Below are 14,887 nucleotides of genomic sequence, written 5' to 3'. Positions count from 1 at the left end.
TTTTTTTATCCCCTTGAAAGGGGAGACTTCAGACCTTATTTTTTGCTCATTAAAAACCCCCTAAATTTCTTGATATATTTTCATCTTTTGCCTTTTTTAACCCAGAGATATATAGCACTACACAATTGGGTTAAGACAATACTAAATGCTGAAAGTAAGTCAGAGATTACTTTTGAATTTTGAATTTTGAATTTTGAATTTTGATATCTAAGCTGCTGACAAGAAATATTGTTGTCTTTTCTGATGCTGTAAATGATACATATGTTCAAACAATTTCCAACAATATTCTTCAGAAAGTCCGCAAGTTATAGCTCCTCTAAGTACAACATTAAAATACCAATCATTAGGAGCTAATTCCTGGGGTAATTTATCTATAACAATATAGGTACAAACCCCACTATATAATTTCCCTTGACTATACACCTCAACTATTTCTGGTCGATAACCACCGCAGTGAATTTGTTTAATAAAATCGAATTTTACAGTTTCTCTTTCATCTAGGCGAGGGCGTAACCTCAAAGGTAAATTATAAAGCACTCCTTCTACGTTAGAATTCGGGTCTTTTACTACATCTAACGCTCCACAATTACGCTTTTCTGAATAACGATAAAATCCAATTCTATATCCTTTAAGTTTAGCAGGACCTATAACATAGTGATGAGTATTTTCTCCCAAGGTTCGTTTTAAGTCTACAGGACACATACAAGATCCATAGGCAAAGTAGTAAAACTTTTTCTCTGTAGAAGTCAGCTTGTTCATTTTAGTTATTGATTTGAAACTCTGAGTTAGTATATGTCTGAAAAGACAGATTTGATTGGAGCATATGCATTAAATTGTGCAGAAAGTTTGATACTTTTTTCTGTTAGATTTTGCACAATATAGTAATCAGTAGTCAGTTATAAGCTTTTCACTTTGAAGAAGGAGTCAGTCCTCAGGAGTCAGGAGTCAGGAGTTATACCATGTCCCGTTGAATACTTAGGGTTTGCTGATTAAATATAAAAGCATTGATAGATAAAGGTTTTAGCTGTTTTAGGTTGAAAAAAATTCCTGGTTTTGAGCTCTTCATGCTCAAAAAGTTAGTATTAATGGTAAGAGTTGGGCAGAAAAATCATTCTTACATTGTTACTTCTACCTCCTCTTAATTCCCATTTCTCCTGTCTTCCCCTCCTGGGAGGGGGAGGGGCGAGGGGTGGGTTGTCTCCTGTCTCCTGTCTCCTGCCCCTACTAAAAGATTTTTGAGCGCAAACCCTACTTATAAATAACTTAGCGAGGAGTCAGGAAGCAAGAAGAAGGAAGAGGAGAAGAAAGTTTTTTATCACTAATTAAACGGACATGATATTAGACTACTGAATAATTTGGTATACCTACACAAAATAACCAGTGCATTTTTTACTAAAATAAACTAGCTTAAACTATCTCTAGGTAAAGAAATATAACTCAACAGTAAATATACAAATAATATAATTTTGTTTACTTAGCTTAGGGATTTTTATAGCCGTCGAACCAAAGGGCGCGGACATATCAAAAGCTTATGCTTATAGTGAAAAAATTATAGATATACCTAAAGTTTAATAAGTTACAGAAATAGTTGTATTCTATGAAACATGAAAACCGCTATAAAACTCAGACAAGACAAGATTTTTCCTTCTTCCCCCTTCCTTCTTCCTTCTTCCTTCTTCCTTCTTTCCTTCTTACTTCTGCCATAACTAGATTATTCCCATAACCGACGACCAGAGGAACCCTTAAGTTTTTCATGTGTATCTTTCAACAAAGTCGGTATATCTAAGTTTTCTGGACACCTGGGTAAACACTCACCACATTCAGTACATCGACTTCCTTTGTTACCTGGAAACCAATGACCTGCATTTTCAAACATCCCATATCGATACTTACCGAATTCTGTCATATCATAGGCTACAGTCAAATTTCTTAATCTCAAAACTTCTGGAATATGAATACTTTCTGGACATGGCAAACAACCATAACATTGACTACATTTTTCTGTGCCTAACCTTGTTAAAGCCTGAGTTTCCAAACGCTGAAATATCTCAACTTCTTGAGGAGTTAGGGGTTGCGTGCAACTGCTGATACTCAGAGGCCATTCTAATTCTTGTGGCCTAGAAGCACCCACACTAAGGGTTGTTATTCTCGGGTCACTTAATAAAAATCGATAATTTAATTCCAATGGAGAAAAAGGTTGACACAGTTCCTGAAGAGTAGGAGATGGTGTATATAATTGCCCACCTTTATCTGCGGGAGAAATAATAAAAATGCCCATATCTTTTTGTTTAGCTAACTCTATTGCAGGGGCATTATGTTGGAAAAAGTAGTAATAATGTAAGTTAATAAATTGAAAAAAGTCAGTATTAATAGTCGCTAAAATTACATCTAAAGGGCCATGAGTAGAAAAACCAATGTGTCTAACTCGCCCATCATCGATCATTTTATGTATTGCTTTAATTCCATGATGGGTAATTTCTAAATGTTCCCAAGTATTAATGCCATGAATAGCCAAAAAGTCTAAATAATCTGTATTTAGGTTTTCTAGAGATTCATTTATATATCGCTCTATCAAACTGACATCTCTTGTAGGTGTAATTTTTGTTGTGATATAAAGTTGGGTACGCTGCAGCTCACAGACCAACGCCGCACCCAGATATTTTTCACTTTTACCATAACCTCTAGCTGTTTCTATGTGGTTAATTCCCATATTTACAGCTTGCTTGATTGTTTCTACAGCATTTTCCTGAGATACCAAGTATCGCATAGTTCCCAAAGAAAAAATTGAGAGGTTTAAGTTCGTTTTGCCAAACCTGCGGTAGTGCACCTATATGTTCTAGTTTTTAGTTTTTAGTTTTGCTATTGAGCGATCGCTTCTTTCTACCTATCTTTTTATACTCTCAGGGTTAAATCTCGCGATTATAACAAGAGATTCTTGCCAGTAAATAGATTCTTAACTAGATAACAAATCAAATAAACTGAGTTGCACCCTTGTCAGACCATCCACACAAGTCTTCTTGCTCTGTCTTTAAACTCAGGAAACCTCAGGGCAGGCGGTGCGCTTTTATTTAACCGTGTGCCCCACGGCTATTTAAAAAATTATAACACTAAAAATGCGCGCGTATTGCTCAATTATTTTTCTGCTTGAAATTCATCTCACCGTTAAATAAATGCGATGATAACGGGAGTCCTCTTTCAAAATTTATGATAGAATCTGGCATAGGCAATACCTGAGTCCTAACTACTATTGATCGTTTGGCCAAGGTTCAAATAAACTTGAAAAAGTTTTCAGCTAAATAAATCTTCTTTGACTTTTGCATTTTTAATTCTATTAAAATAGTACTAGGATAATTCACCAGTGCTAGAACCACCACGTTTGATTAAATCTTCAGGGCGAAGTTTTGATATAAAGTCCCTAAAGGCTTGCCTTTCTGCTTCATCTGCATCTTGGTCTACTGGAATAGAGGCATCTGCTACGACTTCTTCCATTACCCAAATGGGACTATTGGTACGTAAGGCAATAGCGATCGCATCACTGGGCCTGGCATCAATTTCTTTTTTAGTTTCTCCTTGCTTAATAATTAGCACTGCATAGAAGGTGTTATCTTGCAATGAATGAATTACCACCTTTTCCAACACCCCACTTAGTGATTCTAAAATACTAACCGTGAGGTCGTGAGTCAATGGACGTGGTGGCTGATGGTTTTCCAGAGCGCTGATAATTGCCTTGGCCTGGTCTTGACCTATATAGATGGGCAAAGCACGTCGCTCGGTACCATCTCTTAACAATACGATTGGATTCCGTGTCGATGCATCCAATGCTATTCCTGCAACTTTCATTTCAATCATTGGCTCGGCCTCATTTTATAATAATTTTTGTCAAGATATATAGAATGTAAGTCAGTATAGATAAGGATCGAGTAATTTTTAGTATGACTTGATATTTACCTATTTACCTATATGAGTCATTTTTACATTTATTTATTATCTTCGATTTTTGAGAGTATGGTGTCTACCTTGACTAATGGCTCACCATGATATAACAACCGTGTAATTTCAAGACTATAGCGCTTCGCCCAGGCAACAGGCAATAGGCAACAGGCAATAGGGGAAATAAAAAGCTGATAATATCAGACTTTTAGCTATTGGGGAGTTCCTGCAATTTGTAAATATACGCCTAGCGCGCTGCTATAGCGTTGCTGTTAACGGAATATTCATAGAGTTTGCGTTCATAAAATTTAACTAATCTTTAATTAATTAATCAGAGGAAAAACAGTGTTTACAGGATTGATTCAAGCTTTAGGAAAAATTAAGCTTTTAGAAGAAAGCCAAATTTTAGTTTCTCTGGGATCATCTAGTGGCAGTAAAATTATTTTGGAAGATTTGGCCATTGGTGATAGTGTAGCTGTAGATGGTGTTTGTCTAACAGTAATAAACATTTTAGCTCAAGGATTTGTGGCGATCGTATCACCTGAGACCTTACAACGTAGTACATTAGGCCAAATATCGGATAGGTATGTGAATCTTGAGACTTCATTGCGAGCAGGTAGTAAGTTAGGAGGCCATTTTGTTACTGGTCATATTGACGGGGTTGGACGTTTGCAAACTTCTGTGGAAACAATTAATGCCTGGGAAATGAGATTTACAGCTTCACAAACAAAGGACGAGAGGTGGCAACGTCAGATAGCTCCCTATATTGTGTCTAAAGGAAGTATTGCAGTTAATGGTATTAGTTTAACTGTGGCTGATTGCGATTTGGATGGTAACTGGTTTGAAGTAGCAGTTATTCCTCACAGTTTTAATGAAACAAACTTGTGTCATTTAAAAGCAAGTAGTTTAGTGAATATTGAGGTAGATATTCTTGGTAAATATGTGGCTAAGTTTCTACGTCATGGTTCTAATAACTATTCAGTTTTGGCAGGAAATTCTCATGTTAATAGTTTCAAAGATATTACACCAGAATTTTTGAGTGAAAACGGTTTTATTTAAAATGAGGGAACATTTTTCCTAGTGGTAAGGTCTAATTCAAGCAAAAAAACTTATTTAACTGAAAAAAAGTATGGCATTTTTTGAAAGTGAATACTTGCTGGAAAACTCTGATGTGGCAGCAGCAGTAAATAGCGGTGTGATGAGTTCTGGTTTTGAACACTATCTCCTGTTTGGGTTGTTTGAACAACGATCTGCTGCTTTTACTGGTACAACTGGCAATGACTTTCTCCCATAATTTTCCGTGGGTGTATCAGGAACAGAAATAGACTTGATCGGAGTACCTGTCGCTTTAAATACTGCAGGCGATCGTATTTATCAAACGGGTGTTGCAGGTGATGGAGGTGGTGGTTTTGATACTTTAGTTGGAGGCAACGCTACTGATATATTTGTCTTAGGTGAGTCTGGTCAAGATTTTTACAATGGTATAGATAGTAATGTTCGGATTAGCAATTTTGACCCCAGTGTTGACATTATCCAGTTGGGCAAAGAAAATAATTCATTTACTAGAAACTACTCCATTGGTTTTGCACCAGGAGAAACTGACGCTACCATTATTGCCCGTAGCACTACAGGAATAGGGTTAGCAGTGGTGGAGAATGTTGTCGATCCTTTTACTGGTGAGTTGCTTTTGGATGACAGTAACTTCCGCTTTGGTTCTCAAAACCCCCCGAATGACGAACCTTTACCTCTAGAAGTATCTTTTGTAGAAGGCGAATATTTAGCAAATAATCCTGGCGTTGCTGAAGCTGTCAATAATGGGTTCATTGGTTCTGGTTTAGAACATTATCTCAACTTTGGTATTAATGAAAATCGAGCTGCTTTTTTTGGTGGTACCAGTGGTAGTGATCTTGTTAGACCTGTGGGAGAAGAAAATAATTTTGTGGAAGTAACTGGAGTTGCAGTAGATTACTTTTTTGAAAGAGATTACCTTAGTGATGGTATTGGTGAGTTCGATCGCCTCATTGGCACTCCTGGAGTAAATGAGTTTATCCTGGGAACTACAACTGTTATTACTCCTGTCATAATACCAGTAGCTGTACCTTTCTACTTAGGTGAAGGTGAGGCAATAATAGTAGATTTTAACCAATTTGAGGGAGATTCTATTGAGCTATTTAAGCAGTCAATAGATAATATTCAGCTTTTTCCAGTTGGTAATGATTTAGTTATTGAGAACCAATCTTTAGAGAATAATGTTATTGAGGTAGATACTGTTGCTGTAATTGAGGGTGGTGCTAACTTAAACCTAACTCAAAATATTGAAACAATTGACGATTTTTTCGGAATTGATAGAGTTATTTTGTTCTAATATTTATGTAGGGTTGATATAGTTATAATAAAATTTGGGGTTGGTGATGCGTGGCTATGATTTTTTTAAATGGCGATCGCCTAAATATTAATTAAAAAGCATTTTATACTTGATAAATTTAGCTTTCATAGCTTGATTCACCAACGGCTAAAATTTTTGTCTGTAGTTGGACTTTAGTCCTTTAAATACTTGTCTTATATCATGTCTCTTTAAATACCCACAAATAACACTGATTAGGGAGCAGGGAGTAGGGGGAAATTTGATAGATTCTCAATTATCTTGGGAATATCATTTTTACCCTTGTCTAATTAATGAGACTTGATATTAGGGGTAAAGCCCAACTACAAGCCAACTACAAGCATAATTATAACTGTTCTACCGAACAGGATATAATTCATAATTTAAGACCTATCAGTAAAAGTTTTAGTTAATATCATGTCCGGTTAAACAGTGATAAATAAATAACTAGGGAGGAGTCAGGAGTCAGTCCTCAGGAGTCAGGAGGAAAGAGGGAAGAAAGAAGAACAACTGGAGTTGAAGGAGAAAGTTTTTTTATAACTAATTATCCGGACATGATATAACATAAAAAATGGGAATTTAAGAGATTTTATTTTTAGAGATAAAAACGTTTTTCTTATAATTAATTAATGAAACTTGATATCAAATAATGAAGATTTTTCTAGAGACAGAAAGATTAGTTTTACGACAGTTTACTGAAGCTGATACAGAATTATTATTTGAGTTGGATAGTGACCCAGAAGTAACTCGATATACAAAATTAGGCGATCGCTCCGGAACACCTACGACTTACGATGAGATTAAAAATGGATTTTTGCCTAAAGTTTTTAGGTATTACCAACAATATCAGAGTTATGGTTTTTGGGCAGCTATTGAAAAGTTAAGTAATAAATTCATTGGTTGGTTTCATTTTCGACCAGGTTTAGATAGTTATATGGGGGCAGCATTGTATCAAGAAAATGATATTGAACTTGGTTATCGGTTACAAAGAAAAGTTTGGGGAAAAGGATATGCAACTGAAGGATCAAAAGCTTTAATTCGCAAAGGTTTTTTAGAGTGGGAAATACAGCAAGTAGCAGCAAGTGCATTGTTAGAAAATAAAGCATCTATTCGAGTCATGGAAAAAGTGGGATTAAAATTTGAGCGAAATTTTGTTTATTCAGAATATCAGCAAAAAGGTATTAAATATAGTTTGAGTCAAGATGATTTTTACTTGCTGGAAAAACCAAGAGTAAAAAAGGAATAAGGTTGATTAATTTTCAGTAGCAGCAAGTGCATTGTTAGAAAATAAAGCATCTATTCAAGTGATGGAGAAAATGGGATTAAAGTTTGAACGAAATTTTGTTTATTCAGAGTCTCAGCAACAAGTTGTTATACCAAGCGTGAAAAAAGAATGTTACGAATAATAAGTGCGATCAAAAGACAAATGCAGGATATGTATTTTGACAAAAAGAATGATTTCCGACCTGAAAAATGGTATTAAAGTTATTCATTCTGACTCCTGACTTCCCCTCCTGGGAGGGGGAGGGGCGAGGGGTGGGTTAACTCCTCAGAAATATCCTAGCTATTTGTAGCAAATATTTATTGATTTGGTATTATACCATCTCCAGATGATTAAGTATCATAAAAATCTTCGACTGAAGCCATCTGGAAGGAATATCCCAAATTTATGCTTCGTTTCCAGTGTTCCCTCTTGAATTTACATCTACATTATCATTAATTAAACGGACATGATATTAAATATAGTTTGAGTCAAGATGATTTTTATTTGTTGAAAAAACGAAGATAAAAAAATGAATAAGGTTGATTAATTTTTTTAATTTCCGTTGACTTATAATCAAAAAATTAAATCATTATGTAATAATCTATGGCAGCAATAAATAATCTAGTAAATTAATGAAAGTGTGAATCCACTCAGATAATTGAGAACAAATATAGTATTTTTAATGCCGATAAAGTAAAATATAATACTTTTTTTATCCTGTTGTATGTTCTCTAAAGTCAAAAAAATTGTACTTCATCCTAGCAATAAAAATTATATGAGTAATACTAATTCTACAAATTTACCCCTATGGGTGCAAGATAGAGAAAAAGTAATTTCTAATGATATAGATGTGGAATGGCGAGGCGGAAAACGACCAGATTATTCTCACAATGATCGAGTTTTTCAACAAGAGAGTAAATATGATCATCCAGAAGGGTCTTTAGAAGCGATCGCTCATAACCTAGTCAGGACTTTTGAGATGGAAGCATCTAATAAAATTAATCCTGAACAGTGGTTATCTGTTGTTGCCGATCAATTTCGCATGAGTAGTAATGGAGGAAAAGAATATACTGCTCAGGAAGCAGGAAAACACGGGACATATAATCTTTTTATTAGTAAAAATAAACATTATGACCCTGACAAAGAAACTTTTGAATCATCCTTTGAAACCTTTAATAAAGCTTTTCCAAAAGGGTTTCTCTGGGAAGTAATAGAAGTACTTTCCGGACCGCCAAATGTTACTTTTAAATGGCGACATTGGGGGACTTTTCAAGGTAATTTTAAAGACTATCAACCTACTGGCGAAACAATCGAAATTATTGGTATGAGTATTGCTAGAGTAACTGAAGATTTAAAAATTTTGTCTGTAGAACATTATTTTGATAATAGTAAATTTATCAAAGATTTAACGGCTGGTGGTTGCCCATTTCATAGTCAAAAATAAGAGAATCATTTTACAATACTTTGGCTATAATTCAATACAGAAAACATAGTAGTGGTCTGCCAAAATTTCATTATTAATAAGTAGTGGGAGCATATTGCTCCCATCTTGATTAAAGATACTTCACGCTTATTTGAACAATTAGGAGAAGATCTGCGCTAGCAAAGATAGTGGGTCAACAATTCCATATAATATAACTAATTAAATCTAATTTGCTACGGAATAATCAGATTTCTTTTCTTATTTTAAAAATAACTTCTATTCTAGTCGCATTAAACAGCATCTCAAATCTATTTCTGAGAAATGCGACATTGAACTCCGAGCAAAAAAGTAGAACTAACAAGCACCTGACTTATTAAATACCACCCAAATTGTTTTCCATATTAACTTGAGATCGTATGCAATAGACCATTTTTGCTGATAGTCAATATCCATGCATACTATTTCTTCAAAGTCTTTCACACTAGAGCGACCATTAACCTGCCATTCTCCAGTCATACCAGGTTTGATATCCAGTCTGTGCCAGTGATGAGCTTCATAATTTTTGACTTCATCAAAAGTAGGAGGGCGAGTTCCCACTAAACTCATATCTCCTTTGAGAACATTCCAGAATTGAGGTAGTTCGTCTAAGCTAGTCCGACGTAGAAAGCGACCTATACGAGTTATTCTAGGGTCTTTCTCATTTTTAAAGATGTTACCTTTTGCTTCGTTTTTGACTAGGTGTTTCAGTTTTTCTGCATCAACAACCATTGAACGAAACTTCCTGATCCAAAAAGTTTTACCCTGATAACCACAGCGAACCTGACTGAAAAATAGCGGGCCGGGACTATCAAATTGCATAGATATAAGTACAGGAATTGCAAATACTCCTGTGATCGCTAATCCGACTAAGGCGCCTAAAATATCAATCAGACGCTTGCTTGGACTATTGACAGACGGATGAGCTACTTGTTTGTATAAGTTAGTTGAGTATTTGTGTTCTAGAACTGCTAGAGAATTCATATTTGAAGAGACTGATAAGTTAGATGTATTCATAAAATTTGCACTGTGACATTATGTTTTATATTTATGGAAAATTTTTATACTTACATCTTAGAAGAGCTAGATTTAAGGTGGTAGGGTAAAATACCTAACTTTACTGAATCTTCACAAATATCAGCCGTTTTTTAAAGTTTATGTGTTATTTTGGTAATCCATCATCAAATCTTCCGGAAAGAGAAAAAATATTATGTATAATTAAAGATTTTGCTTTTTTATGTTTTCTGGTGTTTGTAGATCGAATTAAGTATTATGTAATTAAAATCACAAAAATGGTATATTCTAATACAATTATTTGTAACGAGAAACCCTTAGGTGTTTTTTTTAACAATATGTTAATGGGACTTTAGATAAATATTTGCTGCTCCATATTCCGTTATCTGTCTTATAGAACCCATTTGGTATCTTAGTCCGCGACCCGCGTTTTTTTACAAGAGTCAGGAAGACCGAGTCAGGAGATGAAGGGAAGGCATAAGGGAAGCAGGTTAAAAAATACTCCCCATCTGTTTTTAAATAGATATCAAATAGGTTCTATAAACAAAATATTGTAATATTTTTGTATTAAGCTTATAATGCAAACTATTTTTGACCAGGAAAACTTGTAGAGCAAGCGATCGCTAAATTACATTTTCGGCGTTGCTGAGTGGTAATGATTTTGAGATTAACTTTGGGCGCAAAACATCAGTTTTTCAATTTTACCTTCAGCTAATAGACATCTCCAAGAATCAAAAATCAATATCTATATCCCAAAGAAATTATCAATTCTTTCCCCCTACTGCCTACAGCAAAGCTGCCTACTCCCTATGGGTGGAGTAGATGTCTAATTATTATTACATTTAAGCAACGCCACATTTTCTGCTAACTTTATAGGGGTTCCTCAAATTTTTGCCTAGTATTAGCCACTAGCATATTTAAGTATTCTCTTACATATTCTGCTTGTTCATTACTCAAACGATACCCATTACCATCAGGTTCTTGGCAAAAAAGTGGCTTTGCTCTCAAACTTTGATATTCAGAATTTTGTCGAGAAACTTCACTCAATAGCATGACATCTTCCTCCGAAGGCACTAAACCTGGAGGTAGTTTACTTTCTAAAATAGTCTTAATGTTCTCCTGACAAACACGAGTATTTATTCCTTGCTCCTCTAATAATTGATAAACTTCTTTTAGAGATAAAGGATGATCTGGAAAAACTCGTAGTATTTCCCAAAGTAAAAAATAGTCGTTGTACTGTTGTTGAGGTATATCTATAATTTGTGGATAAAGAGGTAAAATAGCTAAACCATAAGCAACCCTACCTATAGTTAATTTAATATCTTCAATCTCAGATAAACAATTATCCGATCCCTGCAGATTTTCCTGCCCTAACTCTACATTTTCAGAATTAACTTTTGCATCTTGAACAATAATTGCATTAGGCAATTTTTGACGTAACCAACGAGATATCCCACTCCAACTCCCACTACCTCCAGTACATAAAGCGCGGTTAATTCCCACTGGAGATATTCCCACCCTACTCAAAAAATTATTTAACTCCTGATTTAATTGTTGTATAAAAGGCTCTAATACTTTTTTTTCTAAATCTTGTTGTTGTAAACTCCATTGGCGATCGCCTATATTCAAAGTAAATTCTTTCTCAGATGGCACAATGACTTTTAAATTACGAGCTGCTGCTAATAATTCTTGTCTATAGGATGAACTTTGTAACCATTGCTGTAGTTGAGACCTAATTGACAAATCTGGATAGCCTGGCCGTGGCCATAATTGAGTAGATTGTTCTTGATTCTTTTCTTTCTGAGTCTGGGGTGAAATATTTTCGTTTTTTAGTAATAGTTGACAAACAATATCTTGATCTAGGGCCTGACCTCCATAAGCAAAACTATGGCAATGGAAGTGAGAATAAGTTAAATCTTGGCCATCATCAGGAAAATTAACTAAGGCCATTTCTGTTGTAGTTGCTCCCACATTCACAATTAAAATTTTGCCCCTTCTAAATTCTGAGATCGTAGATGTTTTTGAATCTTCTCTTACTGAAGTTAATTCTGATAGGGCAGTAGCGATCGCGTCCTCAATTACAATTACTTGACTAACTTCTTTGACCAGACCTGCTTCTAAAACTGCTTCTCTCAGATTGAAGCGATAGGCTTCTGGCCAATTAGTCGGACTACCAATCAACACACATTTTAATTGTGCCAAAGCTGAAAAAAATGTTTCTTGGTCTAATCCTACTGCGCCACAATTATAATCATTAGGTAAAGTAACTATTGTTTGAGTTTCTCTATCAGTTAAAGAAATAGAGTCTTGGCCAAAAGCTTGGGACTGAAGGGTTGTCAATAAAGTTACTAATCCTTGATTAACTAACTTGAGGGGAATTTGTTCATGTTCAGACAACTGTAAAATTGGTTCATGGGCAGTTGTAGCAATCAAGTTAGAACCTAGAAGAAAAGATTTGTCTGGTTTATCCTGCGATTGTTGTTTTTTAAATTTAATTGAAAGGTAAGGAATAGTAACTTTTAAACCAGGTTTAAAGTTTTGTAGTAATAAGGGTTTTTCTTCTATATTTTTCTCTTGAGATGATTTTTGATGTATGTATAAAGTTGATGGTAGGTGATATATTTTTTTGGTATAATTGAAAGTTTTTTGGCCTATTTTTGTTGAGAGAGTAAATTCTTGATTTGTTTGAGTAATATTTAACTTTTGTTGAGTTGGTAATCTCTCCCAATATATAGGATAAATTTCACTACTGCTACGATTAAATAATGCTGCAGAAATACCTGTAGTACCAAAGTCAATTCCTAAATACCATAGTAAAGATGTTTTATCTGGTGTTATATCTGTCTGTTTTGATAAATTAAAATTTTTTTTTTCTGTCTCTGGAGGGTCTTGAAGTAGAGTTTCTAGCGGTAAAAATTCTCGCTCATCTGTTTCTATTTGTTCTACTTCTATTGAAGATGTTAAGCCATCTAAAATATCTTCTAAAGTTTGTTCATTTTCTGTATTTTCTGCTGAACTTTGAGTATTTTCTTGGTTCGTTAGATTTAATTTTTCTGAAACATCACCAATATCTATAAATAAACCATCTAAGTTAGTAACTTCTAAGTTAGTAACTTTTGCTTCTGAAGTCGAAGTAACAGAATCATTAGTCGATTCAAGATTACTTTCTGCTAAAGATACAGGTGAATATTCTCCTAATTGAAACTCAGTTTGTTGCGAATCATCTGCTAATTCCTCTAAGTCAAATTCTTCTAAATTTTCTAAATCAGAACGCAAATTATTGAGGGTATTAGTATCTAATAATAATTCTATATTTTGATTTTGTTCTTCATCCGATTCTTGTATTGGTAAGAGACTTTCTTTAGGGGATGCCTGAAGATACTCTTCTTCTTCTGATTTATTGCTGTAATTTGTTTTTTCTTGTGTTTTTTCTTGTTCTTGTTTAGATTCCAGAGAAACAATTAATTGGTTAGTTTGTGCTTCATTTATCTCTAGTTCACCGAAAAGATGACTGAGAGATTCGATAATTTGAGTGTTTTCTACATCTTCTGAGTTGTCTAACTTTGACCCTGAATTTAGTGGTGATTCGATCAAATTTGCTATTTCTGCATCTTCTATTTTAGCAGTTGAATTTTGATATTTTTGCCACTGTGTGTAATTCTCTTCAAAACTAGGAGCTTCTAGTTGAGCAAAAGTTTTATTTTCCTGGTTTTGACTTTTAATAACTTCTAAATCTTGCTGTTGATCAAGATTAAGTTGATTGTGAATTGATGATTCTTGAGGGTTTGAATCATCTGTTTCAGTTGTATTTGATTCTGTATTTACTTTTGCAACAAACTCATATCCCGGATAAGGTAATACTGTTGTATCGGCAGGCTCATATAATTCATTTATTTGAGAAGATAGCTTTTTATGTTGAATATTTTGAGGATTAACATTGGATGCTATAAAATTTTCTGACTCTTGCTGTATTTCCTGATGATCTTCTGTATTGAAGTCATCAATAAATGACCGATCAAAGTTAGAATCTTCTCTAAACTTATCCTCTGAACTTGTCACCATCTCAGAAGGTTCAATATTCTTAGAAGTCTGTGGATTGATATTTTGCTTAACAGGTAAAGCACTTTGACTTGGATATGGATGCTGGTTGGTTAAATGAGACAAATGTTCCACCAATGTTTCTTGCACTGGGCCAAGTAAAGCTTGAGAAAACTCAGAGATAATTTGCTCCTGTTTAGCATATTGTTGAGCTAGGGAATAATTATCTTGTCTTTGCTTCTCCAGTTGCCTAATTTCTTGTTGCAAAGCTCGTCGTTGTTCTTTAAGAATTTGAAAATCTTCTTGTAGATAGTGATTAATAGGATTCAAAAACTCTTCTAGCTGTTGTGGATATTGCTTTGTCGTCTGGTCAATAATATTTTCCGAATTTGAAGGTGGGTCAACAGAGAGTAGCTGTAGACTTGAGATTGTATCCACATTCTGACTCAGATAGTTCAGCACCTGCTTTAGTATCTTTTGAGATTTTCTGAGTGTTTTTTCTAGGACTTTAGGAGAATTTTCAGTGCTAGACTGACTTAGCACCTCATCTATTTCACTGATGATTGATTTGATTTGCTTATTCTGGAAATTCAAGAGTTTCACCTCTGTCGCTCACCTTTATTAAGAATTATAAAACTGATGAGAGCATAACTGACTTTAAAATTACTCTTTCATACTGGATATACAAATTGGAGATTAATTCAATTAAAAGTGTTAAGGTTTTTTCAGACTCTTTAGTCTAACGTATAGCTTGATGTGGCAATAGCAGGATATGATTAAATTAATAATTTAAAGACTT

The 14,887-nt window shown here is 34.5% G+C and carries 11 protein-coding genes; 5 read left to right on the top strand and 6 right to left on the bottom strand.

What is annotated here, in order from left to right:
* Positions 1-207 precede the first annotated feature (207 nt).
* The 4 genes from F6K18_RS07435 to F6K18_RS07420 all read right to left on the bottom strand — a co-directional run bounded on the left by F6K18_RS07435 (position 208) and on the right by F6K18_RS07420 (position 3,849).
* Positions 208-759: a gamma-glutamylcyclotransferase gene (locus F6K18_RS07435; protein WP_124147453.1), complete on the bottom strand. Its 552-nt coding sequence runs from the start codon at positions 757-759 to the stop codon at positions 208-210.
* Positions 760-1,623: 864 nt separating this feature from the next.
* Positions 1,624-1,755 (bottom strand): hypothetical protein, encoded by a 132-nt coding sequence (locus tag F6K18_RS07430; protein WP_287519808.1) that lies wholly within the window; start codon positions 1,753-1,755, stop codon positions 1,624-1,626.
* Positions 1,712-2,827 carry an aldo/keto reductase gene (locus F6K18_RS07425; protein ID WP_287519807.1) on the bottom strand — a complete coding sequence of 372 codons (1,116 nt, stop codon included), beginning with the start codon at positions 2,825-2,827 and terminating at the stop codon, positions 1,712-1,714. Before F6K18_RS07425 ends, F6K18_RS07430 begins: the two co-directional genes overlap by 44 nt.
* Before the next feature lie 515 nt (positions 2,828-3,342).
* The gene (locus tag F6K18_RS07420; RefSeq protein ID WP_124147455.1) at positions 3,343-3,849 is read right to left on the bottom strand and encodes a bifunctional nuclease family protein; all 507 of its coding nucleotides are present in this window, start codon (positions 3,847-3,849) and stop codon (positions 3,343-3,345) included.
* Between the two features lie 426 nt (positions 3,850-4,275).
* Here F6K18_RS07420 and ribE point away from each other — a divergent pair, with 426 nt between their 5' ends.
* From ribE to F6K18_RS07395, 5 genes are all read left to right on the top strand, one after another.
* Positions 4,276-4,989, top strand: coding sequence for a riboflavin synthase (ribE, locus tag F6K18_RS07415; RefSeq protein ID WP_287519806.1), 714 nt, complete (start codon positions 4,276-4,278; stop codon positions 4,987-4,989).
* Positions 4,990-5,059: 70 nt separating this feature from the next.
* Positions 5,060-5,224, top strand: coding sequence for a hypothetical protein (locus F6K18_RS07410; protein WP_161564731.1), 165 nt, complete (start codon positions 5,060-5,062; stop codon positions 5,222-5,224).
* Positions 5,225-5,230: 6 nt separating this feature from the next.
* Positions 5,231-6,295 carry a hypothetical protein gene (locus tag F6K18_RS07405; protein WP_287519805.1) on the top strand — a complete coding sequence of 355 codons (1,065 nt, stop codon included), beginning with the start codon at positions 5,231-5,233 and terminating at the stop codon, positions 6,293-6,295.
* A 667-nt stretch (positions 6,296-6,962) separates the two neighbouring features.
* Complete coding sequence (locus F6K18_RS07400) at positions 6,963-7,559, top strand: GNAT family N-acetyltransferase (RefSeq protein ID WP_287519804.1); 597 nt, start codon at positions 6,963-6,965, stop codon at positions 7,557-7,559.
* A 793-nt stretch (positions 7,560-8,352) separates the two neighbouring features.
* Complete coding sequence (locus tag F6K18_RS07395) at positions 8,353-9,021, top strand: ester cyclase (protein ID WP_124147459.1); 669 nt, start codon at positions 8,353-8,355, stop codon at positions 9,019-9,021.
* Between the two features lie 333 nt (positions 9,022-9,354).
* On the opposite strand, the gene F6K18_RS07390 is transcribed toward F6K18_RS07395, so the two are convergent.
* Positions 9,355-10,053, bottom strand: a complete 699-nt coding sequence (locus F6K18_RS07390) for a sugar transferase (RefSeq protein WP_353735023.1) — start codon at positions 10,051-10,053, stop codon at positions 9,355-9,357.
* Between the two features lie 867 nt (positions 10,054-10,920).
* The gene (locus F6K18_RS07385) at positions 10,921-14,682 is read right to left on the bottom strand and encodes a hypothetical protein (protein WP_287519803.1); all 3,762 of its coding nucleotides are present in this window, start codon (positions 14,680-14,682) and stop codon (positions 10,921-10,923) included.
* Positions 14,683-14,887: the final 205 nt, after the last annotated feature.

It is taken from the genome of Okeania sp. SIO2C2 (genome assembly GCF_010692625.1).
GTDB lineage: Bacteria > Cyanobacteriota > Cyanobacteriia > Cyanobacteriales > Microcoleaceae > Okeania > Okeania hirsuta.
This window is presented reverse-complemented; position numbering and strand designations above follow the sequence as displayed.

Bases quoted from the DNA above. Each gene is read 5' to 3' on its own strand.
- F6K18_RS07435 (WP_124147453.1), bottom strand. From the start codon at position 759: ATGAACAAGCTGACTTCTACAGAGAAAAAGTTTTACTACTTTGCCTAT.
- F6K18_RS07430 (WP_287519808.1), bottom strand. From the start codon at position 1,755: ATGAAAAACTTAAGGGTTCCTCTGGTCGTCGGTTATGGGAATAATCTA.
- F6K18_RS07400 (WP_287519804.1), top strand. From the start codon at position 6,963: ATGAAGATTTTTCTAGAGACAGAAAGATTAGTTTTACGACAGTTTACT.
- F6K18_RS07420 (WP_124147455.1), bottom strand. From the start codon at position 3,849: ATGATTGAAATGAAAGTTGCAGGAATAGCATTGGATGCATCGACACGG.
- F6K18_RS07395 (WP_124147459.1), top strand. From the start codon at position 8,353: ATGAGTAATACTAATTCTACAAATTTACCCCTATGGGTGCAAGATAGA.
- F6K18_RS07410 (WP_161564731.1), top strand. From the start codon at position 5,060: ATGGCATTTTTTGAAAGTGAATACTTGCTGGAAAACTCTGATGTGGCA.
- F6K18_RS07390 (WP_353735023.1), bottom strand. From the start codon at position 10,053: ATGAATACATCTAACTTATCAGTCTCTTCAAATATGAATTCTCTAGCA.